This window comes from Streptococcus cristatus ATCC 51100 (genome assembly GCF_011612585.1).
Lineage (GTDB): Bacteria > Bacillota > Bacilli > Lactobacillales > Streptococcaceae > Streptococcus > Streptococcus cristatus_H.
On sequence record NZ_CP050133.1, the window covers coordinates 832,491 to 855,818 of the forward strand.

Here is a 23,328-nt window from a genome sequence, read left to right on the forward strand (position 1 = left end):
GAAATTTGCTATAATAAATCCAGTATAAATAAGGAGTTGAATCTTGTGTATTCAATTATGATTGTAGAGGATGAGTATCTGGTGAGACAGGGTATTGCATCCTTGGTAGACTATGAACAGTTTGGTATGCAAGTCATTGCCCAGGCTGAAAATGGAATAGAAGCTTGGCAAAAGTTTCAGAAAAATCCTGCTGACATCCTGCTGACTGATATCAATATGCCACAGATGAACGGCCTCGAACTGGCCAAGCTAGTCAGAGACCAGGCTCCTAAGTGCCATATCGTTTTTCTGACGGGATATGATGATTTTGACTATGCTCGGACGGCCATTAAGCTAGGTGCAGATGACTATCTTCTCAAGCCATTTTCCAAGGATGATGTTGAGGAAATGTTGGCTAAGGTGCAGACTAAGCTTGATAAAGAGCGTAAAAAAGCCCAGATTCAAAACTTGGTCGATCAAGGCCAACGTTCTGAGTTGGAAGAAGCTATTCAAGCGCGTCTAGCTGATTCAGAATTAAGTCTGAAAAGTTTGGCTTTCCAATTGGGGTTTAGTCCGTCCTACCTCAGCGTTCTTATCAAAAAAGAGTTAGGCTTGCCCTTTCAGGATTATCTGATCCAAGAGCGGATGAAAAAAGCAAAACTCTTACTCTTGACCACAGATTTGAAGATTTATGAAATAGCAGAGCAGGTAGGTTTTGACGATATGAACTATTTTTCTCAACGCTTCAAGCAGGTGGTCGGGCTGACACCTCGGCAGTTTAAAAAAGGAGAGGAGAAATGAAACGATATCCGCTTCTTATCCAGTTGATTGTCTATATTTTTCTGCTGGTTCTTTTACTCTTGGGGTTTGTTGGGAGTCTCTACTATCAGACTAGCTCGCAGACTATTCGGCAGCTGACAGAGCGGACGACGCGTAATAGTATGGAGCAAAGCGGGCAGTTTATTGCTTCCTATTTGCAGAAATTAAAACAAACCACCTCCACACTGAGCAAGGAAGAAACGATTCGTAAGTTTGCTCATAATCAAGAAAGCAGCGAAAAGTCAGTTCAGGCTTTGATGAAAACCATCATTGAGACTGATCCAGATTTGGTGTCGGCAGTATTGGTTACCAAGGACGGGCGCGTGGTCTCAACAGATTCTCGAATCAGCATGCAGACATCCTCTGATATGATGAATGAAAAATGGTATCAGGAAGCTGTTCATACCAAAGCCATGCCTGTCTTGACTCCTGCTCGCAAGGAGTCTCTGTCATCAGAGAAGGAGAAGTGGGTTGTTTCCGTCACTCAGGAAGTAGTGGATGAAGCAGGGCAGAATCTCGGTGTTTTACGTTTGGATATCGGCTATAACAGTCTCAAAGCCTATCTGGATCGGCTTCAGCTAGGAAAGAAGGGTTTTAGCTTTATTGTCAATAGCCAGCATGAATTTGTCTACCATCCCAAGAAGAGTGTTTATTCCTCCAGTCAGGAAATGAAAGCTATGCAGCCCTATATTTCGGTCAAGGATGGTTACGCAGGCCAGAAACAAGCTTTTGTCTATCAAATTGATATCGCAGACAGCGACTGGACTTTAATTGGCGTTGCTTCATTAGAGCAATTGCAGATGCTTCAGTCACAGATGCTTTATTCTTTTATAGGACTGGGCGTTTTAGCACTCCTGATATGCTTGACTGGTATTTGGTTTGTCCTGCGTTTGTGGATTAAGCCTCTGCAGAATTTACAAGCAGTTATTCTAAAGATTGGCGCAGGCGAATCAAACCTTCGGGCGGAAGCAAAGGGTTCTCCAGAGTTGGTTGACTTGGCTCAGCAATTTAATAAAATGCTGGACCAAATTGAACAACTGATGGAAGCTGTCAAGGCTGAAGAACAAAATGTCCGTCGTTATGAGCTCCGAGCTCTCTCGGCTCAAATCAACCCCCATTTCCTTTATAATACCTTGGATACGATTGTCTGGATGGCTGAGTTTAATGACAGCAAGCGTGTTGTTGAGGTAACAAAATCACTCGCCCAGTATTTCCGCTTGGCACTCAATCAAGGGCATGAACAGATTTCTCTCAAAGATGAGATTGACCACGTTCGTCAGTATCTTTTTATCCAGAAGCAACGCTATGGCGACAAGCTCCAGTATGCGATTGAAGAGGATGAATCCATAGCTGATTATAAACTGCCCAAGCTAGTACTTCAGCCTTTGGTTGAAAATGCCATCTACCATGGCATCAAGGAAATTGACCGACAAGGCATGATTCGGGTGACGTCGAAAGCAGAAGAGGGGCGGCTGATACTGTCTATCTATGATAACGGCCGCGGCTTTGATCTCCAAAATTCAGAGGACCAGACTCTCCTTCGCTTAGGTGGTGTCGGTCTGAAAAATGTCGATCAACGCTTGAGGTTGCAGTTCGGAGACGACTACCATATGGAAATCCAGTCTGAACCAGATAAATTCACCCAGATTTGTCTTTATTTGCCGCTAGTAACAGATGCTTAAGTTCGCTATCCTTCAGTACTCAAGCCGGAAACTTTCCGGCTTTTTTGCTGTTTAGGAATGAAATAGGCCTTTTACAGACGGCTTCTCTGCTAAATTATACAAAGATGAGGATAGTGTAGCAAAATGTGGAAAATTTTAAATCGTTTGTTATAATAATATTGAAAACACATCTTAAAGGAGGTTGGGATGGAGTCTGGTTTATTTTTTGTTTCGGTCTTTTTGGCTGGAATTCTCTCGTTTTTCTCGCCTTGCATCTTTCCCTTGTTACCAGTCTACATAGGGATATTGCTGGATGAAGAAGAGCCTAGAGAAGTCAAGTTTTTAGGCAGAAAGATCGCTTGGACTGGTCTGATCAAGACCCTGTGTTTCATTGCTGGAATTTCTTTAGTTTTCTTTCTACTAGGCTTCGGTGCAGGATTCTTAGGAAGGGTGATTTACGATGAGAAATTCCGTTATCTGATGGGGATCATCATCATTTTGCTAGGAATTCACCAGATGGAGCTGATTAATATCAGGCAGTTACAATTCCAGAAAAATGTGGAATTTAAGAAGAACAGTCGTCGGAATGATTTTCTGTCAGCCTTTTTACTTGGTATTAGTTTCAGTTTTGGTTGGACACCTTGTATTGGCCCTGTCCTTAGTTCGGTTTTGGCTCTAGCTGCCTCTGGAGGAAATGGAGCTATCCAAGGAGCGCTCCTAACATTGGTTTATACTTTGGGAATGGCCTTACCATTTCTCATCTTGGCTTTAGCTTCTAGCTTCGTTATGCGCTATTTTTCAAAAATCAAACCCTATATGGGGCTAATGAAAAAAATTGGAGGAGCCTTAATCATTTTTATGGGAATCCTTCTCATGCTCGGGCAGTTAAATGCCTTATCAGGAATTTTTGGATAAAAGGAGAAAAAGATGAAAAAAATTCTTTCGTTAGTTGTTGCTTCGATAGCTTTTCTGACACTATCAGCTTGTTCATCTGATGAAAAGGGGATGGATAGTCAAAGCCAGTCCAGTACAAGTGTCCAATCGCAGGTTGCAGTTGGTCAGGAGGCACCGGACTTCACTCTTCAGTCGATGGATGGAAAAACTGTCAAGCTTTCTGATTACCGTGGAAAAAAAGTCTATCTGAAGTTCTGGGCTTCTTGGTGCGGACCTTGTAAGCGAAGTATGCCAGAATTGGTCGAATTAGCTGGTAAAAAAGACCGTGATTTTGAAATATTGTCTATTGTAGCACCGGGTCTCCAAGGAGAGAAGTCTGTTGAGGACTTCCCAAAATGGTATCAAGAACAAGGATATAAGGATGTGCCCGTTCTATTTGACACGTCTGGTGCAATCTTCCAAGCCTATCAGGTTCGCAGTATTCCAACAGAAATCCTCATTGATAGCAAAGGAAAAATTGGGAAGATTCATTTTGGAGCAATCAGCAACGAAGAAGCAGAAAAGGCCTTCAAGGAAATGAAATAAAATAAAGAAAAAGAATGGATGTAAAAATCCATTCTTTCAGATTGAAGACAAAGTCCTTAGAAGACACTTTTCTAAGGGCTTTTCTTTTTGTAAAGTCGTATAATAGAGGTGAGAAGAATTGTGAGGTATTCTCTATGTTTCACAAAGAAAAACCTGATTATCATCGCTGCCAATATGGCTTCTATACGATCGACGAATTGGTCCCAGAGGATCACTTTCTTCGCCAAGTGGATTCAAAGCTTGATTTTGATTTTATCTATGACTTGGTAGAAGACACCTATAGTCCAGATAATGGTCGTCCTAGTCTCGATCCTGTCATGTTAGTCAAAATCTCTTTGATTCAATGTTTTTATGGCATTCGCTCCATGCGCCAAACCATTAAAGATATTGAAGTAAATGTAGCTTATCGTTGGTTTCTTGGACTAAGCTTGGATGACAAGGTCCCTCATTTTACCACCTATGGAAAGAATTACAGTCGTCGTTTTCAAGATAAAGAATTAATTTCAGAGATATTTTCGCGAGTGCTCCATCAAGCTTTATGTGCTGGCTTAATTGATCCTTCGGAACTATTTGTGGATGGTACTCACATCAAAGCGGCAGCTAACAGTCACAAATATCGTAAGAAAATGGTTGCCCAACAAGCTAAATTTATGAGTGAGCAATTGGAAGTTGAGATTGATTTAGATAGGAGGAAACATGAAAAAAAGTCCTTAAAGCCCGCAAAAGAAAGCGAGGCTAAAGAAAAGAAAATCTCAAGGACAGACCCAGAGAGTGGCTGGTTCCACAAGGGTCAACACAAGGAAGTATTTGCCTATTCTGCCCAGGTAGCTTGTGACAAGCATGGTTGGGCACTAGCTTATAGTGTTGAAGCAGGAAATGTACACGATAGTCAGGCTTTCCCTGCCCTTTTTTCAAAGATAGAAGCTTTCTCCCCACGCTACATTATTGCGGACTCAGGCTATAAGACCCCAGCTATTGCTCATTATTTATTAGAGCGAAACATCATCCCTGTCTTTCCCTATACCCGCCCCAAGGGTGTAAAAGGGAACTTAAGGCCCGGTGATTTTGTTTATGATGCCTTCTATGACTGTTACCTCTGCCCAGAGAACCAAGTGTTAACCTATCGCACGACGACCCGAGCAGGCTACCGTGAGTATAAGAGTGATCCAAAAGTATGTGTCGCCTGTCCCCTATCATCAGTTTGTACCCAGAGCCAGAATCAGCAGAAAGTCATCACAAGACATGTATGGAAAGATGACCTTGAATTTTGTGAAGAGATTCGCCACAAAAGAGGGATGAAGGAGCTTTATAAGAAGCGCAAGGAAACAATTGAGCGACTCTTTGGGACTGCTAAGGAATATCATAACTTGAGATACACCAGAGAGAAAGGAAAGTCCAAAATGGAAGATAAGGTTGGGCTTACTTTGGCGTGTTTGAATCTTAAAAAACTAGTAAAAATGAGGGTGGACAAGCCTTTTTATTTTGTTCAAATGACCATTATTCTATCAAAAGATGAAATATTAGCCTGACAAACAGAAAAAGACAAACACCATTTGGAATGTTTGTCTTCAATCTGAAAGAATGGATGTAAAAATCCATTCTTTTCATTTTGTTCTGATTAAGCACTAGCGCCAGATGTTGCATCGGCATCTCCACCGCCGTGACCACCGCCAGTATCTGAAGCACCAGAAGTGGCATCGGCTGCTGCAGCTGCAGGAGCAAAAGGACCACTTCCTCCAACCAAGCGTTGACCAGTTGTTTTTAGATACCAATCTAGCCAAGGTTGGAAGTTGAAGACGATTTCGTTGATACCAGCGTAGGATCCGTCAGGATAGTACATTGCTTGGTAGTTGTGGGTATTGATAACACCTGCTGGTGAGCCCGGCACGATTGTACGAACGTACTCTTGATCACCGTTACGAAGAACACCAACTACCCATTCTACGTTCTTCATGCGAGCAGCAGGAAGAGAGTTGTGTAGAGTTGAGAGACGGCCACCTGATTGGGATGGTACACGTTTGGCAAACATAGTGTCCGGATCTTGATGAGCGTTGTTATAGTAAAGGAACTGGTTGTTATCATCTGCATAAGTCAATTCAAACGGCATAGCCTTTAAGAACATGTCGATTTGGTTAACAGTCAGGATACCATGGTCAAGCTTGACATAGGTATCGCCAGAAACAGCACCAACAGCTTTTGCAGCTTTTTCTACCCATTCTGGATCGTCAGGGTCAACTTCTGTGATGGTTGTTGCGATTGGGTTCGTGACATCTAAGTCTTCAGGAGCAATTGGTTTAGGTTTTTTCAATTTTGAGACTACCTCAACATATTTTACAAAGTTATCTAAGCAAGATTCAAGGAATTTAACAGTTCCTTCGTTTGTGATGTTGCCTTCATTATCAAAAGCTTCTTTCGCTTTACCAAGAAGGAATTCATTTCCTGGTAACGTATAAGCATTGACACCTGGAGCATCCAAGATCTTACGCAAATGTACTTGGGCACGAGACGTTCCTTGGTCGTAGTAGGAAGCTCCCACAATCATGACAGGCTTGCTTTCAAATGGGTGAACTTCATAAGAGAGCCATTCAAGGACGCTCTTGAGAGCTGCTGTAATGGTATGGTTGTGCTCAGGAGTAGCAATGATGACACCATCAGCGCGCGTGATGCGGTTGTACAAAAGGCGTAGCTGGAAGGATTCGTCCCATTTTTCATCTTGATTAAAGAGTGGAACTTCATCAATTTCCAAAACTTCTAATTCAAATTTCAGTTTAAATTGTTTTCTGATATATTCTAGTAATTTACGGTTGTATGATTGGTCTGCATTTGAGCCGACAAGTCCAACAAATTTCATGTGATTCTTTCCCTTCTAATTCTTACAAATTTTCCCAGTCAAAGTTTTCTGCTTCTTGTTGAAGAAGTGCTTGGGCGCTTGATAATTTTTCTGTAATTTTAACAAACAGACGGAAGTCGTCAAAAAGAGCGTCTAATTTTTGAATGGTTTCAAGATCAATCAAGTCCCCATTTTTATCAAAGGCTTGAAGTGAGTGAGAAAGTAGGAATTCAGAACTCGGCATAACAGAGGCCTTGAGCTCTGGAGAATCCAAAATTTGACGGAGTTGCAGTTGGGCACGAGACGATCCTAGTGTTCCATAAGAAGCCCCTGTAATCATCACTGGTTTTCTAAGCAAAGGATAGATACCGTAAGACAACCAAGCCAAGGCGCTCATGAGAGCAGCTGGGATGGAGTGGTCGTATTCAGGTGTTCCGATGATAACACCATCCGCTGCTTCAATTTTCGCAGCGATTTCTTTAACGATTTCTGGCACTTGCATATCTGCCGGTTTGTTGAAAATAGGAATATCCTTGATTTCAATCAACTCGATTTCTGCTTTATCAGCGAAATGCTTTTGCATATATTGAAGGAGTTGGCGGTTGGTTGATTTCTTTGAATTTGTACCAACTAGACCGATGAATTTTAACATAGTAGGTTCCTTTCTGGATTTAGGATAAGATTTCTGGGCTGAGACCAGATGAATAAAAAATTTGATGATTTTCTGTAATAACGAAGGCTTCGATTCCATTTTCTTGCTCGACTTTTTCTAAGATAGAAGTAGGACTTTCCCCAAATAAACGGGTTGTCCATATTTCACCATCGACTGATTTTGATGAAACAATCGTGAGACTAGCTAGCTGATTGTCGATCGGATAACCTGTGGTGCGGTCAAAAATATGATGATAGACCCTGCCGTTAACTTGCAGTTTTCTTTCATATATTCCTGAGGTCACGACAGACTGATCCTGAACGGACAGAAGAGCTAGGTTATTTCCCCGTGGCAGACTTGGATTTTGAATGCCAATCCACCAGCAACGATTATTTTTTTCATTTTGACCAATGGTTAAGATATTTCCACCAAGATTGATGAGGGCAGAGGTGACACCTTTTCCTCTTAGAAAAGCAGCGATTTTATCTGCGATATAGCCTTTGGCAAGGGCGCCTAAGTCGATTTTCATGCCTTCCATTGTCAAAAAGACACTGGAGGCAGCTGCATCTAACTCGATACACTCAGGGTCAGTGAGTGCCAGCGCTTGCTTGATTTCTTTGGGACTGGGAACTTTCGCATCCGCAAAGCCTATCCGCCAAGTTTGAACCAAGGGACCTAAGGTAATATTGAGATGACTGTCTGGAGCGAGACTATGCTTTTTTCCCAACTCAATCAGCTCAAACAGATCAGGATGGACGCAGACGGTATGTTTACCAGCAGCGTGATTGATTTGCATGAGCTCAGAGCTGTCATCATTTGCACTAAAACGCTTTTCGTACAATCTAAGAAGTGAAAACACTTGATCCAGAAGACTGTCAGCATCTTCATGGAGAATCGAAATAGTAATAGTTGATCCCATTAAATGGATGGATCTAGACTTAAGATCCACTTTTATCACAACCTTCCCTATTAAATTTCTTAATCGTCTCTATTAGTATACCAGAAAGATACCGTTTTCACAATTGTAAATATATATTATTTTCAGAAAAATTGAAATTTTTTGCTTAAATTTATGAAGAAATCGAATTTATTTGCCATATTTTTAAAAATTCTGAGCATATATCTTGTAAACGCTAACAGAAACATGATATACTAGTCTAGTAAATTAAATTTTAAAGGTGGAATTATTCTATGAGTAAAATTGTTGTAGTTGGTGCTAACCACGCAGGTACTGCATGTATCAACACTATGTTGGATAACTTTGGTCATGAAAATGAAGTCGTTGTATTTGACCAAAACTCAAATATTTCATTCCTAGGTTGTGGAATGGCGCTTTGGATCGGTGAGCAAATTGACGGTGCTGAAGGCTTGTTCTACTCTGATAAAGAAAAATTGGAAGCAAAAGGTGCTAAAGTTTACATGAACTCACCAGTTCTTTCAATCGACTATGACAACAAAGTTGTTACAGCAGAAGTTGAAGGAAAAGAGCACAAAGAATCTTATGACAAATTGATCTTTGCGACTGGATCTACTCCAATCTTGCCTCCAATCGAAGGTGTTGAAATTGTCAAAGGTAACCGCGAATTCAAGACAACTCTTGAAAATGTTCAATTTGTTAAGTTGTACCAAAATGCTGAAGAAGTTATCAACAAACTTGCTGATAAGAGCAAACATCTTGAGCGTATCGCTGTTGTTGGTGGTGGTTACATCGGTGTTGAGCTTGCCGAAGCCTTCGAGCGTCTTGGAAAAGAAGTGGTGCTTGTGGATATCGTAGACACTGTGTTGAACGGCTACTATGATAAGGACTTCACTCAAATGATGGCTAAGAACTTGGAAGACCACAACATCCGCTTGGCTCTTGGCCAAACTGTAAAAGCAATTCAAGGTGATGGCAAAGTAGAACGCTTGGTAACAGACAAAGAAACATTTGATGTGGACATGGTTGTTCTTGCAGTTGGTTTCCGCCCTAACACAGCTCTTGCTGATGGTAAGATTGAACTCTTCCGCAACGGTGCCTTCCTTGTAGACAAGAAACAAGAAACATCAATCCCAGGCGTTTACGCAGTAGGTGACTGTGCGACTGTTTATGACAATGCTCGTAAAGACACTAGCTACATCGCACTTGCTTCAAACGCTGTTCGTACTGGTATCGTTGGTGCTTACAACGCTTGTGGTCATGAACTTGAAGGAATCGGTGTTCAAGGTTCAAATGGTATCTCAATTTACGGACTTCACATGGTTTCAACTGGTTTGACTCTTGAAAAAGCAAAAGCAGCTGGCTACAACGCTACTGAAACAGGCTTTAACGACCTTCAAAAACCAGAATTCATGAAACATGACAACCACGAAGTTGCAATCAAGATTGTCTTTGATAAAGACAGCCGTGAAATCCTTGGTGCTCAAATGGTATCTCATGACTCATCCATCGGTATGGGAATCCACATGTTCTCACTTGCTATCCAAGAGCATGTGACAATTGACAAGTTGGCTTTGACAGACCTATTCTTCCTGCCACACTTTAACAAACCATACAACTACATCACAATGGCTGCACTTACAGCTGAAAAATAATCAATGAAAGTCCCGATGAGGGACTTTTTTGCTACTTGTTTTATCGAGTTGAATTGTCAATACAATTTGGAACAAGAAGAATAGCTGAATATGAGAATACAAGATAAATAAAAATATTATAGTAATATCGACTAGAATGCTAATCAAGAATCATTCTAATGAGTCTTAAAATTAGTTCTATTTTAGATTTTTTTGTTATACTAAGATGAAAATAAAATTTTAGAAAGTTATTATATGAAGAAAAATATTGTTCTTTTCATTTTTCTCCTTCTAAGCGCGATTGGCTTGGAATACGAGACGCAAGCTTATACTACTGGCAGTATGTCAGGTACTGGTTATGGAATTGTCGGACTGTCAGCCCTTTTGGCCCTGCTCTATATCATTCCAGCTCTGCTTTTGATCCGCAGCTTGGGTAAAAAATGGCAGACGCCTGCACTTAGCCTTGGGATTGCTCTGCTAGGTGGGCTATTCATTTCTGGATGGACGTCTGGCTTAGCCAATACTTATATTCACGAGTGGGTTAGTACGAGCTTTCCAAATACAGTGATCAGTTATCTGGAGAATGCTCTCGCAGCTCCGCTGGTTGAAGAGCCGCTTAAGCTTTTGGCAGTTGCTTTCGCTGTCTATCTAGTGCCAGTCAAAAAACTTAAAGGCTTTTTACTGTTGGGAATTACAGCTGGCATAGGTTTTCAGATTAGTGAGGACTTTTCTTACATCCTTTCCGATCTTCCTGAAGGATTTTCCTTCACTATCTCTGGCATTTTAGGGCGTATCACAGGTGGGGTAGCTTCTCACTGGCTCTATACCGCTTTGACCACTATTGGATTAGCTCTGATGTTCCGATTTGCTAAAACGCAAAAGGTCTACTTTAAAGCTGGACTATTTTATTTCTTATTAGCTTTTGTTCTCCATTTCCTCTGGAACTCTCCATTGACTTCTATTGAAACGGATATCCCAGTCATCGTTCCTATCATGACTGCTGTGGCTGTCTTCATTTTCTACCAAGCTTATCGAACAGCACACAAGATTGATCAGGAAGATTTGTCAATCTAAACACGAAACGACCTTCAAGGTCGTTTTTTGATGTCCAAACTGCATTTTTGGCATTCTTTTAAATCTGATAAAGTTGATGTTAAAAAATTTATGTCCAAAAGCAAAATGTTCATGGCTATCGCCTTGTTTCTGGCCTATATTTTGTGCTAAAATGTTGCTATAAGATCTTTTGGAGAGAGATTATGATCAAACAAAAAGAACAGATTTCTGATACGAGAAAAGAATTTAATTTTATATCCAGCTCTATTATTTCCCAAGTGTTCAGGGGGATTCTGGTAGGCATTTTTGCTGGACTAGTAGTGGGAGCATTTCGTTTTTTGATTGAGAAAAGTTTTCACTTGGTGCAAGCGACTTATGTGAGGGGCAGGAGCGAGTGGATTTGGCTAGTAGCCTTGCTTTTCTTCTATGCTTTCATTGTCTTTATTAATGCTAGATTGGTAGCTACAGAAAAGGATATAAAGGGTTCAGGGATTCCACAAGTTGAGGCCGAGTTGAAAGGCTTGATGTCACTTTCTTGGTGGAGCATTCTCTGGAAAAAATTCTTAGTTGGTATTTTAGCGATTTCCAGTGGCTTGATGCTGGGACGTGAGGGACCGAGTATTCAGCTAGGAGCGATGAGTGGAAAAGGCATATCTAAGTGGCTGAACTTGAGTCCGGTAGAGGAGCGGACCTTGATTGCCAGTGGTGCAGCTGCGGGTTTGGCAGCGGCTTTTAATGCACCGATTGCAGGTTTGCTTTTTGTCGTTGAGGAAGTTTACCATCATTTTTCCCGCTTCTTTTGGGTTTCAACATTGGCAGCAAGTTTGGTGGCAAATTTCATTTCCCTGTCCATCTTTGGCCTGACTCCTGTTTTGGACATGCCGGATAATATTCCTTTCATGGGGCTGGAGCAGTACTGGATTTATATTTTAATGGGCTTGTTTTTGGGCTTGGCTGGCTTTGTCTATGAAAAAGCGGTCCTCAATATTCATTTGATTTATGAAGCTCTGGGAAAATTTTTTAGGCTGCCGAAAAACTATTATCCGATTTTTGCCTTTGTTTTAATCATTCCGATTGGCTATTTTCTGCCTCATTTGCTGGGCGGTGGGAATCAGCTGATTTTGTCTTTGACGAGTGCTCATTACACAGTTGGAACCTTGATTCTCTTTTTCTTACTCCGTTTTGTATGGAGCATGATTAGTTATGGCAGCGGACTTCCTGGTGGTATTTTTCTGCCCATTCTGGCTTTGGGTTCTTTACTAGGCGCAGCAATTGGAGCCCTTTGTGTGGAGGCTGGCTTTATCACGCAGGAACAATTTCCAATTTTTATCATCTTGGGAATGAGTGGGTATTTTGGCGCTATTTCTAAGGCTCCACTAACGGCTATGATTCTCGTGACGGAGATGGTTGGAGATATTCGAAACCTCATGCCACTGGGCTTGGTCACTCTGATGGCCTATATTGCTATGGATCTGCTAAAGGGAGCGCCTGTCTATGAAGCTATGCTTGAAAAAATGCTGCCAGATCGGATTGAAGATGACGGAGAGACAACCTTGATTGAAATTCCTGTTTCAGAAAAGGTCGCGGGTCGGCAGGTGCATGAATTGGAGCTACCGCATGGCGTTTTAATCACGATGAATATCCATAAGGGTAAGACTCAGACGGTCAATGGAGCCAGTCGTCTCTACCTAGGAGATACGATTTATGTAGTCCTTAAGAAGTCAGAAATTGGCAAAATTAAGGATATCTTGCTTTGAAATGCTCATGTTTTACTCAGAAAGAAAAGTTTTATTATAATTATCTGACAATTTATTGAAATATGAGAAATAAATTGTTATAATTTATATGAATTCGCCCCTTTTAGGGAAAATAAAGGAGTCAAGATGAAAAAACTTGGAATTGTCTTATTGTCAACAGCTATTTTACTGACTGGCTGTGCTGCTAATCAAAAATCGAATACTAGTGCCAGCAGTTCGGAAGCTAAAACCAGTCTATCGGCCTCTGACCAGAAAGCTTTGGATAAGGCAACAGCAGAGTATAAAGCCTTTGTACAGAAAGAAATTGATCAATTATTGACGGATACGGAGAAATTCAGAGATACGCTCAAAGAAGGCAAGCTTGATGAAGCTAAGAAAATGTATCCACTAATTCGTATGAGCTACGAGCGTTCAGAGCCGATTGCCGAAAGCTTCGGAGAGTCCGATGTGAAAATTGACTTCCGCTTAGCTGACTATGTGGATGAAAACAAGACCGAAGAAGGTTGGTCAGGCTTCCACCGGATTGAAAAAATTCTGTGGGAAACTAATACAACGACTGGTACAGAGAAATATGCAGACCAGTTGATCAATGACATCAAAGAATTAAAGGCTAAAATCGCGACTGTTGAGGTTACGCCAGATATCATGTTGACTGGTGCAGTTGACCTCCTTAACGAAGTGGCGACCAGCAAGATTACTGGTGAGGAAGAAATCTTTTCACATACGGATTTGTATGACTTCCGTGCCAATATTCAAGGGGCAGAAAAGATTTTCGAACTCTTTAAACCTTTGATTGAGAAGAAAGATGAAAAACTGGTAAAAAGTATAGAAACTGAGTTCAAGAATGTTAATAGTTTGTTAGACAAGCACATGACGGATTCTAAGAATTATAAACTTTATACCGAATTGAGCAAGGAAGATACTAAAGAGCTAGGAGAAGCTGTCACAAAACTGGGCGAGCCTCTCTCTCAAATGGGTATCATCCTAGATGGGAAGTAAGAACATGACCAAGGACGAAAAATGGTTTAATAAAAAAATGGATCGTCGGGAATTTCTTAAAAAAGCAGGGATTGGAGGCGCAGGCTTAGCACTTGGTGTCTCCAGTGCATCTGCTTTTTTCGCTAATCAAGCGAAAGAAGACAAAAAATTAGCTGACGGTGATGAAGAAATCAGTTTTTACGGTGAGCATCAAGCTGGCATCACAACAGCCATGCAAAAGAATATCTATTTTGTCATCCTGGACTTACATACGACGGATAAAGAGACCATTATCCAGATGTTCAAGGACTGGACCGCTTACAGTGAAAAGTTGGTCAATGGAGATTTAGTCAAAAAAGATGGTTCTAATGCCCTCTTGCCACCTACGGATACTGGAGAAACGGTCGGACTCAACCCTTACCGACTGACCTTGACCTTTGGCGTCTCCGCTTCTTTTCTGAAAAAAATGGGCTTGGAGGATAAAAAGCCTAAGGAATTTCGCGATCTGCCTCCTTTCCCTAAGGAACAACTGAAAGAGAAATATACTGGCGGTGATATTGTCATTCAAGCTTGCGCAGATGACGAGCAGGTGGCTTTTCATGCCGTTCGCAATTTGGTTCGTAAAGCACGAAATGCTGTCACCATGAAATGGAGTCAGGCTGGCTTTGCTGCTATAGGCGATCGTATGTCTACTCCCCGCAATCTATTTGGTTTTAAAGACGGCACGGCCAATGTCACCAAGGAGAAAGATTTTGACAAGGTGGTTTGGTGCGACAGCAAGGACTGGATGAAGGGTGGCTCTTATATGGCTGTCCGCCGAATCCAGATGTTCCTTGAGACTTGGGATCGGACCAATTTGCAAGAGCAGGAAAACACCTTTGGTCGTTATAAGGATAGCGGAGCGCCCTTTGGTAAGAAGAATGAATTTGACGAGGTAGACTTGGACTTGCTTCCAGTTGATGCACATGTGCGACTGGCCAAAGAAGTCGACAAGCCCCTCTATCGCCGTTCCTATTCTTATTCAGATGGTATTGATGAAACAACGGGTCAATTTGATACAGGTCTGCTTTTTATCTCTTTCCAAAAGGATCCCGACAGCTTTATCAAGGTGCAGACCAATCTTGGAGCACAGGATAAGATGAATGAATATGTCACCCATGTGGGTAGTGGCTTGTTTGCTTGCTTCGGCGGTGTCAAAAAAGGAGAATATCTTGGTCAGAAATTATTTGAATAAAGTCCTGTTTTTGCTCCTGACTCTCTTGCTCCTAGCTCAGCCTGTATCAGCTGAGGATTCCTATAGCAGTCTCTTTATCAAGATTACGGATGCTAGCACCGCTGTTCAAAAGGGTGACCAAGCTAGTGCCAAAGAATTGCTGGAGGAAATCCAGACAGAATTTGCAGCTTTAAGCAATCATGAGTCAGCTGCAGGGAAAGAAGTCAGCAAGGCATTGACTATCTCGGGCGATGTAACAGAGGACAAGCTGACCAAGGTTTCAGCTGCTCTTTTAGCTTTTGAAAAGGAGCAGAATCCAGTTGATCTTGAGGCGGAAAAAACCAAGTTAGTCAATAAACTAGAATCAAAGTTTCAAGCTCTTCAGGCAGCGATTGAGAGCAAGGATCTTGAAAAGATTCGTGAAGCCTATAAAAAAATGAATTCGACTTGGACTGCCAATGAAGGAGTGGTGCGAGATCATAGCACGGCTCATTATGGTAAGGTGGAGACGGCCATTTCCTTTTTACGGAGTGCCATCGAGACAGAGCCAACGGATTTTGAAGCCATTCAAACTTCCTATGATGACCTGAGAGCAGCGATTGATAGCTTTGTCAAGGGAGAAGAAGCGACAGCTAGCAGTGAAAATCTTACGCTGGCAGATGGTATTGGTCTGCTGAAAAAGGCTCTGCTTGCTTTCCAAAAAGGGGACGAAAAGCAGGGCAAGGCTGCGATGAAGAAATTTATCACGATTTGGCCAAGTGTTGAAGGAGATGTCAGCACGAAAAATCCTTCCCTCTATACCAAAGTAGAGAGCCAATCACCTGTCATCATGGTGAAGGGCAAGGATAAGGAGTATCAAGACCAGCTCGCGTCCTTAATCAGTGAGCTAGAACAGATTGACACCAGCGGGTCTTATACTTTCTTTGATGCCATGCTGATTTTGTTGCGTGAGGGCGTTGAGGCTCTCTTGATTGTGATGGCACTTGTCACGACGCTTAAGACCTCCAAGATGAAAAAAGGCCTCAAATGGGTCTATACTGGTGCTGGCTTGGGTGTACTAGCCAGTGCGGTCATTGCTATTTTGCTGCAAACTCTTTTTCCAGTCGTTGCCTCTGGCTCTAATCGTGAAATCATTGAGGGAGCAGTGGGGATTTTTGCGGTTGTCATGATGATTTTGGTCGGCATTTGGCTCCACAGCAAGTCCTCTGTCAAGAAGTGGAATGACTTCATGGAAAGTCAGATGCAGGCAGTGACAGCCAGTGGTAGTTTTATTTCCATGTTTGCCTTGAGCTTTCTCGCTGTCTTCCGTGAGGGAGCGGAGACCATCTTGTTCTATGCAGGAATTTTACCGCGCATTACTGCTCTAGATTTCTTTTTAGGACTGGGACTTGCTATCTTGGTTTTAGTTTTGCTTGCAATTCTAATGACCAAGGCCAGCAGTCTCATTCGGCCTCATCGGATTTTCTTTGGTCTGACCTGGCTGATTTATGCCTTGGCCTTTAAGATGTTAGGTGTCAGCATTCATGCCCTGCAATTAACAGCTATTTTTCCTAGTCACTTGCTTGCGCATCTTCCAACCATTGATTGGTTGGGAATTTATCCGAGCTTAGAAGTAGTACTAAGTCAAGCCATCTTTCTTGTCGTTGTTCTCTATGTGACCTTTAGAAATCGGCAAAGGGAGCGAGCAGATGCCTAGTAAGGAACAGACCATTGTTGAGCATTTGGCGGAATTTAGATGGCGTTTTATAGCTGTTTTAATTTGGTTCGGTTTGATTTTTCTGGTTAGTCTGCTTTTTGCAGCTGATATTTACAAATGGTTGACCGCTTCTTTTGAGCAGAAGCTGATTGTATTGGGACCAGACGACATCCTTTGGATTTATATTAGCTTGGCTAGTCTTGTGGCTTTCTCACTAACCCTGCCTTTTATGGTCTATCAGATTTGGGAATTTATCCGACCTGCTCTGAGAAATAGTGAGGCAAAGGCGATTTTTGCTTACATACCAGCTACATTTTTCAGCTTTATCTTAGGATTGGCCTTTGGTTTTTACTTTGTCAGCCCTGCTATTTTGCAAGTTTTACTTTCTTTAGGTGATGGATTGTTTGCCGTTCAGATGACAGCGCAGAACTATCTGTCCTTTCTGTTTCACACGACCATTCCGATTGCTTGCTTGTTTGAATTGCCTGTCATTGTGGCCTTTCTGACATCAATCGGTTTGCTCAAACCGCAATTTTTGATAAAATATAGACGCTATGCTTATTTCGTTTTATTGGTATTAGCAGTTGTCTTGACGCCGGCTGATTTCATCAGCGATTTGTCGATGACAGTGCCACTGATTTTGCTGTATGAAGTTAGTATCCTACTGAGTAAAATGATTGAGAAAAGGAGAACATCGTAATGGGAATTTTAAAAGACATCGGACTACCGGGACTTATCGTTATCGTCCTAGGTGCCTTACTGATTTTTGGACCAAAACGTCTGCCAGAGCTAGGGCAGTCTATTGGAAAAATGTTTTCAGAGTTTAAAAAGGCAGTCGATGGAGGAGCAGAAGACTCCAACTCAGAAAAAGATAAGAAAGATTAAAACACGGTCGACCGTGTTTTTCTTAATTTCCGAACATTATCAATAATATATTTGAAATATTTTACAAAACCTGTACCTTGTGATATACTTTTTCTGGAAACGTCTGGATAGATGTAGCGATGCTGAAGAGCATAGGTAGGTCATTTTTAAGTATTGATAAGGAGTTTTCCATGCTCAATGATTTTCAGGTTTTTGACTATGAAGATATTCAACTAATTCCAGCGAAATGTATTGTGAAAAGTCGCTCAGAGGCTGATACCAGTGTGAAATTTGGTAAACATACGTTTCGGATGCCAGTCGTTCCGTCCAATATGCAGACGATTATTGACGAATCTGTCGCTGAAGAGCTTGCTCGAGGAGGCTATTTTTACATTATGCACCGTTTCGATGAGGAAGGGCGCAAACCATTCGTTAAACGAATGCATGAGCAAGGCCTGATTGCATCGATCTCCGTCGGTGTAAAAGACTATGAATATGACTTCGTTAGCAGTCTCAAAGATGATGCACCTGAATACATTACCATTGATATCGCACACGGGCACTCAGACAGTGTGATTCAAATGATCCAACACATCAAGAAAGAATTACCAGAGACCTTTGTTATTGCTGGAAATGTCGGAACTCCAGAAGCTGTGCGGGAGCTGGAAAATGCTGGCGCAGATGCGACTAAAGTCGGCATTGGCCCAGGCAAGGTTTGCATTACCAAAGTCAAGACAGGTTTTGGTACAGGCGGCTGGCAGTTGTCTGCTCTTCGTTGGTGCTCAAAGGTTGCCCGCAAGCCTATTATTGCGGACGGAGGGATTCGAACGCATGGTGATATTGCCAAATCGATCCGCTTCGGAGCCAGCATGGTCATGATTGGTTCGCTCTTTGCCGGCCACATTGAAAGCCCAGGTGAAACCATCGAGGTAGATGGTGATAAGTTTAAAGAATACTATGGTTCTGCATCCGAGTATCAAAAAGGTGCTTATAAAAACGTCGAAGGCAAGAAGATTTTGCTGCCAGCTAAGGGCCACTTGCAAGATACATTAACTGAAATGGAGCAGGATTTGCAGAGTTCGATTTCCTATGCCGGAGGTCGCGATTTGCATAGCCTGACTCGCGTGGACTATGTCATTGTTAAAAATTCCATCTGGAATGGCGATGCTCATTAATGAAATAGAATAACTTATTTATCTTGCTAATGATTGGGGCAAGGTCTCTACAAGATGCCAAACATCTAACAATAAGTGAGTCTAATGACTTTCTGGTACTTTCAGTGTCAGGCTATTTGTCATTAAAAGAAAGGACTTGCTTATCGTGGCAGGTCCTTTCTTCATTGAACCAAGATATGTTAAGAGGAGATACATGAAAAAATTAGAAGAGAGAATTCTGCAAGACGGCAACGTTTTGGGAGAAAATATTCTCAAAGTTGACTCTTTCCTGACCCATCAGGTTGATTTTTCGCTTATGAAAGAAATCGGACAAGTATTTGCCGAGCATTTCAGGAATGCAGGCATTACAAAAGTTGTGACGATTGAGGCTTCAGGGATTGTACCGGCTGTCTATACAGCGGAAGCCCTGGGTGTTCCCATGATTTTTGCTAAAAAGTCTAAGAATATCACCATGACTGAAGGGATTTTAACGGCGGAAGTGTATTCATTTACCAAGCAGGTCACTTCGACGGTTTCCATCGCTAGTAAGTTTTTGGAGTCAAGTGACAAGGTCCTGGTCGTTGATGATTTCTTGGCAAATGGTCAGGCAGCTAAGGGCTTGATTAAAATTATTGAAGAAGCAGGTGCTGAGGTGGTAGCCGTTGGAATCGTGATTGAGAAATCTTTCCAAGATGGTCGAAGCTTGCTAGAAGCTCAAGGACAAACAGTTCTTTCTCTGGCTCGAATTGACCGATTTGAAAATGGAAAAGTTGTATTTAGAGAGGCAGATCTATAAGATGAACTATAATGAAGAAAAACATTCACAGGCAGCCATTTTAGGTTTGCAGCATTTGTTGGCTATGTACTCAGGCTCCATTCTGGTACCGATTATGATTGCTGGGGCTCTGGGATACTCGGCTGAGCAGCTGACTTACCTGATTTCGACAGATATTTTTATGTGTGGTGTTGCAACTCTCTTGCAGCTTCAATTAAATAAATATTTTGGTATCGGTCTGCCAGTCGTGTTGGGCGTGGCCTTCCAGTCCGTTGCTCCCTTGATTATCATTGGGCAGAGCCATGGTAGTGGCGCCATGTTTGGTGCCTTGATTGCGTCAGGGATTTATGTTATTCTGATCGCTGGGATTTTCTCAAAAATCGCTAATCTGTTTCCATCTGTTGTGACTGGTTCGGTCATTACGACCATTGGGTTGACTTTGATTCCAGTTGCCATTGGCAATATGGGAAATAATGTAGACAAGCCGACCGCCCAAAGTCTGATTCTAGCAGCTGTGACGGTGCTGATTATCCTTTTGATTAACATTTTTACCAAAGGTTTTATCAAATCCATCTCTATTTTGATTGGGTTGATTGTCGGTACGGGCATTGCTGGAGCCATGGGCTTGGTGGATCTGACGCCCGTCGCACAGGCTCCGCTGGTCCATGTGCCAACCCCTTTCTATTTCGGAGCTCCAAAGTTTGAATTTTCTTCTATCGTGATGATGTGTATCATCGCAACGGTTTCCTTAGTAGAGTCAACAGGGGTGTACTTGGCACTTTCTGACATTACCAAAGATAAAATTGACAGCACCCGATTGCGAAATGGTTATCGAGCAGAAGGACTTGCGGTCCTGCTGGGTGGTGTCTTCAATACTTTCCCTTACACAGGGTTTTCTCAAAATGTTGGCTTGGTCAAATTATCCGGTATCAAAACGCGGTTGCCGATTTATTATGCCGCTGCTTTCCTGATTCTCCTCGGTCTTTTACCAAAATTCGGAGCCTTGGCACAAATTATCCCAAGTCCAGTTCTTGGTGGTGCCATGCTGGTTATGTTTGGTTTTGTCTCCGTTCAGGGGATGCAAATCTTAGCGCGTGTTGACTTTGAGCACAGTGAACATAATTTCCTCATTGCAGCAATTTCTATTTCAGCAGGTGTCGGACTCAATGGTAGCAGCCTTTTCAACAGCCTACCGACCAGCCTTCAGATGTTCTTCTCAAATGGAATTGTCATGGCCAGTCTGATTGCCATTGTCCTAAACGCGATCTTAAATCGCAAAAATAAATAAGAAAGAGAGTGGGACAGAAATCGGTAATTCGTTAAAATTCGATTTCGTCGTCCCACCTCCGCAAAGTTGAGTAGGGCTGTAAAAGCTGATGAAATCAGCGTAGTAGAGCCCACTCAACCACTGCGTCTTGCGCGACAATCCAAAGACAATTGAGAGGCTAGGACTTTTGTCCTAGCCTCTTTTGACTATTTAGTTGGCTTGTAGTATAGTTAAAGAAGATTAAAAAAAGGACTTCAACATGTATCAGACTTATCATTTGAAACAACGCCTAAGCTTGTTTGTCTCAATTTTTCTTCCCATCCTGATTTATCAGCTGGCAAATTTCTCGGCTTCCTTTGTTGACACGACCATGACGGGCCAATACGATACCTTGCATCTGGCAGGTGTCTCTATGGCGACCAGTCTGTGGGGCTCATTTTTCTCCTTTCTGACGGGGATTGTGTCTGCCTTGGTTCCGATCATTGGTCATCATTTGGGACAGGGGAAAGATGAAAAAATAGCCTCTGATTTTTATCAGTTTATCTATCTTTCTTTGGCTTTATCGCTGATTTTATTTGCGCTGGTATTTTTAGGTGCCCCTTTGGTTTTGCAGCGTTTGGGCTTAGACCCCCTGGTAAAAGATGTGGCCCAGCGTTATCTTTGGTACTTGTCCATCGGTATCATTCCCTTCTTGCTCTTTAGTGTTATTCGCTCTCTCTTGGACGCTTTGGGGTTAACTCGGCTTTCTATGTATTTGATGCTTTTGCTCCTACCTTTGAATGCTAGCTTTAATTATGTTTTGATTTATGGGGCTTTTGGCTTTCCAGAGATGGGCGGGGCTGGTGCGGGACTAGGCACTTCTTTAGCTTATTGGGTTTTATTAGTCATATCACTATTATTGGCCATCAAACATCCTAAAGTCCGCCAATACCAACTCTGGAAAATTCGTCCCTTGAGCACAACTGGTTTGGCTGAAGGTTTTCGCTTAGGCTTGCCAATAGGAGGGACAGTCTTTGCCGAAGTTGTCATCTTTTCAATCGTCGGACTGGTGATGTCAAAATTTTCATCTTTGATTATCGCTAGCCATCAGTCCGCTATGAACTTTTCTACTCTCATGTATGCTTTCCCTATGAGTATCTCTACAGCTATGGCCATTATCGTCTCTTATGAGTTGGGAGCTGAAAGACTTGACGATGTGAAGAAATATTGTACTTTGGGGAGAATTGTGGCATCCATTTTCGCGGTCTTTACCTTGATTTTTCTCTATATTTTCCGAGACAAGGTTGCCAGTCTCTATGGCTCAGATCCAGATTTCATACGTCTGACCTCAATCTTTCTTACTTTTAGCCTCTTTTTCCAATTGGCTGATACAATTGCCGCTCCTTTGCAGGGAATTTTGCGAGGCTACAAGGATACGAAAGCTCCATTTTACTTAGGCTTGCTAGCTTACTGGGGCGTTTCTTTGCCTCTGGGCTTGTTTTTAGATCAGGCTACGGACTTGGGACCTTATGGTTATTGGATTGGACTGATTGCGAGTTTGGTCGTGAGTGCAATCCTTTACCAACTGCGATTGAATTATATCCAAAAGAAGCGACGCTGAGCGTTTTCATCATAAAATTAAAAGGCTGAGTTATTATCTCAGCCTTTTTGATTTTATTTTGTTCGCATTTCACCTTGAGGGAAGTAAGTGCCTTCTGGCATGTCGTTGATGATGACATGGACAGCAGACTGAGGTGCGCCAGTATTTCTGACAACGGCTTCGGTGACTTCCTTAGCCAAAGCTTTCTTTTGTTCCAAGCTGCGGCCTTCAAATAAATCAATTCTGACAAATGGCATATGATTTCTCCTTTTCTTTTGCTAATCTTATTTTATCACAAATTAGGTTTTAAAGAATAGTGAATTATGGTAAAATAATAGGAAGTATGGTTGGTCTTTCCAGCAGAGTTTATGGACAGTGCTGAAAGTCCTAGAAAGACAATACTTAGAGAGAATGTAAGAATAAAATGGCTCAGTTATATTATAAATATGGCACAATGAATTCGGGCAAGACCATTGAAATTTTGAAAGTGGCCCACAACTACGAAGAGCAGGGCAAAAGCGTGGTAATCATGACCTCGGCTGTCGATACACGAGATGGCTTTGGCGTTGTTTCCAGCCGTATCGGCATGAAGCGATCTGCTATGGCAATCGAGGATCAAACGGATATTTTTGGCTATATTCAAAGTCTGCCTGAAAAGCCGTACTGCGTTTTGATTGATGAGGCTCAGTTTTTGAAACGTCACCATGTCTATGATTTGGCTAGAGTAGTGGATGAGCTGGATGTTCCAGTCATGGCTTTTGGTCTGAAAAATGATTTTCGCAATGAACTCTTTGAAGGCTCCAAGCATCTCTTGCTCCTGGCTGATAAGATTGACGAAATCAAAACCATTTGCCAATATTGTTCAAAAAAAGCAACTATGGTTTTGCGGACGGATAATGGGAAACCTGTCTATGATGGCGAACAGATCAAAATTGGTGGCCATGAGACCTATATTTCTGTTTGCCGCAAGCATTATTTCAATCCCCCATTAAGTAGAATGAATTAGAAAATCAAGGAGATAG

General features: G+C 42.0%; 22 protein-coding genes and 1 riboswitch. Of the genes, 18 read left to right on the forward strand and 4 right to left on the reverse strand.

All coding sequences use genetic code 11. The features are described from left to right. Nucleotides 1-45 precede the first annotated feature (45 nt). From HBA50_RS04125 to HBA50_RS04145, 5 genes are all read left to right on the forward strand, one after another. Nucleotides 46-780 (forward strand): response regulator transcription factor, encoded by a 735-nt coding sequence (locus HBA50_RS04125; protein WP_045496862.1) that lies wholly within the window; start codon nt 46-48, stop codon nt 778-780. Then, nucleotides 777-2,480: a cache domain-containing sensor histidine kinase gene (locus HBA50_RS04130; RefSeq protein ID WP_045496864.1), complete on the forward strand. Its 1,704-nt coding sequence runs from the start codon at nt 777-779 to the stop codon at nt 2,478-2,480. Before HBA50_RS04125 ends, HBA50_RS04130 begins: the two co-directional genes overlap by 4 nt. 186 nt (nt 2,481-2,666) lie before the next feature. Then, nucleotides 2,667-3,374, forward strand: coding sequence for a thiol-disulfide oxidoreductase-associated membrane protein CcdA2 (ccdA2, locus tag HBA50_RS04135; protein WP_045496866.1), 708 nt, complete (start codon nt 2,667-2,669; stop codon nt 3,372-3,374). Nucleotides 3,375-3,386: 12 nt separating this feature from the next. Further along, on the forward strand, nt 3,387-3,938 hold the full coding sequence (gene sdbB / locus HBA50_RS04140; protein ID WP_045496869.1) for a thiol-disulfide oxidoreductase-associated lipoprotein SdbB: 552 nt from the start codon (nt 3,387-3,389) through the stop codon (nt 3,936-3,938). A gap of 134 nt (nt 3,939-4,072) precedes the next feature. After that, a complete protein-coding gene (locus HBA50_RS04145) occupies nt 4,073-5,467 on the forward strand; it encodes an IS1182 family transposase (RefSeq protein WP_045499729.1) in 1,395 nt (464 codons plus the stop codon). Between the two features lie 89 nt (nt 5,468-5,556). Here HBA50_RS04145 and HBA50_RS04150 read toward each other — a convergent pair whose 3' ends face one another. The 3 genes from HBA50_RS04150 to HBA50_RS04160 are packed head-to-tail and all read right to left on the reverse strand — an operon-like array spanning nt 5,557 to nt 8,369. Beyond that, nucleotides 5,557-6,789 carry an NAD(P)H-dependent oxidoreductase gene (locus HBA50_RS04150; RefSeq protein WP_045496876.1) on the reverse strand — a complete coding sequence of 411 codons (1,233 nt, stop codon included), beginning with the start codon at nt 6,787-6,789 and terminating at the stop codon, nt 5,557-5,559. A gap of 22 nt (nt 6,790-6,811) precedes the next feature. After that, the gene (locus HBA50_RS04155; RefSeq protein ID WP_015604723.1) at nt 6,812-7,420 is read right to left on the reverse strand and encodes an NADPH-dependent FMN reductase; all 609 of its coding nucleotides are present in this window, start codon (nt 7,418-7,420) and stop codon (nt 6,812-6,814) included. A gap of 19 nt (nt 7,421-7,439) precedes the next feature. Further along, the gene (locus tag HBA50_RS04160; protein WP_306452458.1) at nt 7,440-8,369 is read right to left on the reverse strand and encodes an FAD:protein FMN transferase; all 930 of its coding nucleotides are present in this window, start codon (nt 8,367-8,369) and stop codon (nt 7,440-7,442) included. A gap of 242 nt (nt 8,370-8,611) precedes the next feature. Between HBA50_RS04160 and nox the strand changes: the two genes are divergently transcribed. The 12 genes from nox to HBA50_RS04225 all read left to right on the forward strand — a co-directional run bounded on the left by nox (nt 8,612) and on the right by HBA50_RS04225 (nt 22,327). Next, nucleotides 8,612-9,991, forward strand: a complete 1,380-nt coding sequence (gene nox / locus HBA50_RS04165) for a H2O-forming NADH oxidase (RefSeq protein WP_045496881.1) — start codon at nt 8,612-8,614, stop codon at nt 9,989-9,991. Nucleotides 9,992-10,225: 234 nt separating this feature from the next. Further along, nucleotides 10,226-11,044 (forward strand): PrsW family intramembrane metalloprotease, encoded by an 819-nt coding sequence (locus HBA50_RS04170; RefSeq protein ID WP_045496883.1) that lies wholly within the window; start codon nt 10,226-10,228, stop codon nt 11,042-11,044. 182 nt (nt 11,045-11,226) lie between these two features. Next, nucleotides 11,227-12,780, forward strand: coding sequence for a ClC family H(+)/Cl(-) exchange transporter (locus tag HBA50_RS04175; protein WP_045496885.1), 1,554 nt, complete (start codon nt 11,227-11,229; stop codon nt 12,778-12,780). Nucleotides 12,781-12,906: 126 nt separating this feature from the next. Next, nucleotides 12,907-13,779 carry an iron uptake system protein EfeO gene (efeO, locus tag HBA50_RS04180; RefSeq protein WP_045496887.1) on the forward strand — a complete coding sequence of 291 codons (873 nt, stop codon included), beginning with the start codon at nt 12,907-12,909 and terminating at the stop codon, nt 13,777-13,779. A 4-nt stretch (nt 13,780-13,783) separates the two neighbouring features. After that, nucleotides 13,784-14,992, forward strand: coding sequence for an iron uptake transporter deferrochelatase/peroxidase subunit (gene efeB, locus HBA50_RS04185; protein WP_045496890.1), 1,209 nt, complete (start codon nt 13,784-13,786; stop codon nt 14,990-14,992). After that, a complete protein-coding gene (locus HBA50_RS04190; RefSeq protein WP_045496893.1) occupies nt 14,970-16,667 on the forward strand; it encodes an FTR1 family iron permease in 1,698 nt (565 codons plus the stop codon). The genes efeB and HBA50_RS04190 overlap by 23 nt, the downstream gene beginning before the upstream one ends. Continuing rightward, on the forward strand, nt 16,660-17,367 hold the full coding sequence (gene tatC, locus HBA50_RS04195; RefSeq protein ID WP_045496895.1) for a twin-arginine translocase subunit TatC: 708 nt from the start codon (nt 16,660-16,662) through the stop codon (nt 17,365-17,367). Before HBA50_RS04190 ends, tatC begins: the two co-directional genes overlap by 8 nt. Next, a complete protein-coding gene (locus HBA50_RS04200; RefSeq protein WP_045496898.1) occupies nt 17,367-17,552 on the forward strand; it encodes a twin-arginine translocase TatA/TatE family subunit in 186 nt (61 codons plus the stop codon). Before tatC ends, HBA50_RS04200 begins: the two co-directional genes overlap by 1 nt. Before the next feature lie 170 nt (nt 17,553-17,722). After that, the gene (guaC, locus tag HBA50_RS04205) at nt 17,723-18,706 is read left to right on the forward strand and encodes a GMP reductase (RefSeq protein WP_037586165.1); all 984 of its coding nucleotides are present in this window, start codon (nt 17,723-17,725) and stop codon (nt 18,704-18,706) included. Beyond that, nucleotides 18,701-18,798: riboswitch (purine riboswitch) on the forward strand. Its footprint overlaps the gene before it by 6 nt. A gap of 101 nt (nt 18,799-18,899) precedes the next feature. Further along, entirely contained in the window at nt 18,900-19,481 is a 582-nt protein-coding gene (locus HBA50_RS04210) for a xanthine phosphoribosyltransferase (RefSeq protein ID WP_045496909.1), read from the forward strand. Nucleotide 19,482: 1 nt separating this feature from the next. Next, on the forward strand, nt 19,483-20,748 hold the full coding sequence (locus tag HBA50_RS04215) for a nucleobase:cation symporter-2 family protein (protein ID WP_045496911.1): 1,266 nt from the start codon (nt 19,483-19,485) through the stop codon (nt 20,746-20,748). Nucleotides 20,749-20,986: 238 nt separating this feature from the next. After that, complete coding sequence (locus HBA50_RS04225) at nt 20,987-22,327, forward strand: MATE family efflux transporter (protein WP_045496913.1); 1,341 nt, start codon at nt 20,987-20,989, stop codon at nt 22,325-22,327. A gap of 53 nt (nt 22,328-22,380) precedes the next feature. Here the strand turns inward: HBA50_RS04225 and HBA50_RS04230 are convergent, their stop codons facing one another. Then, the gene (locus HBA50_RS04230; protein ID WP_005589823.1) at nt 22,381-22,563 is read right to left on the reverse strand and encodes a 4-oxalocrotonate tautomerase; all 183 of its coding nucleotides are present in this window, start codon (nt 22,561-22,563) and stop codon (nt 22,381-22,383) included. 167 nt (nt 22,564-22,730) lie between these two features. On the opposite strand from HBA50_RS04230, the gene HBA50_RS04235 reads away from it, so the two are divergent. Next, nucleotides 22,731-23,312 (forward strand): thymidine kinase, encoded by a 582-nt coding sequence (locus HBA50_RS04235; RefSeq protein WP_045496915.1) that lies wholly within the window; start codon nt 22,731-22,733, stop codon nt 23,310-23,312. The last annotated feature ends 16 nt before the right edge of the window (nt 23,313-23,328 follow it).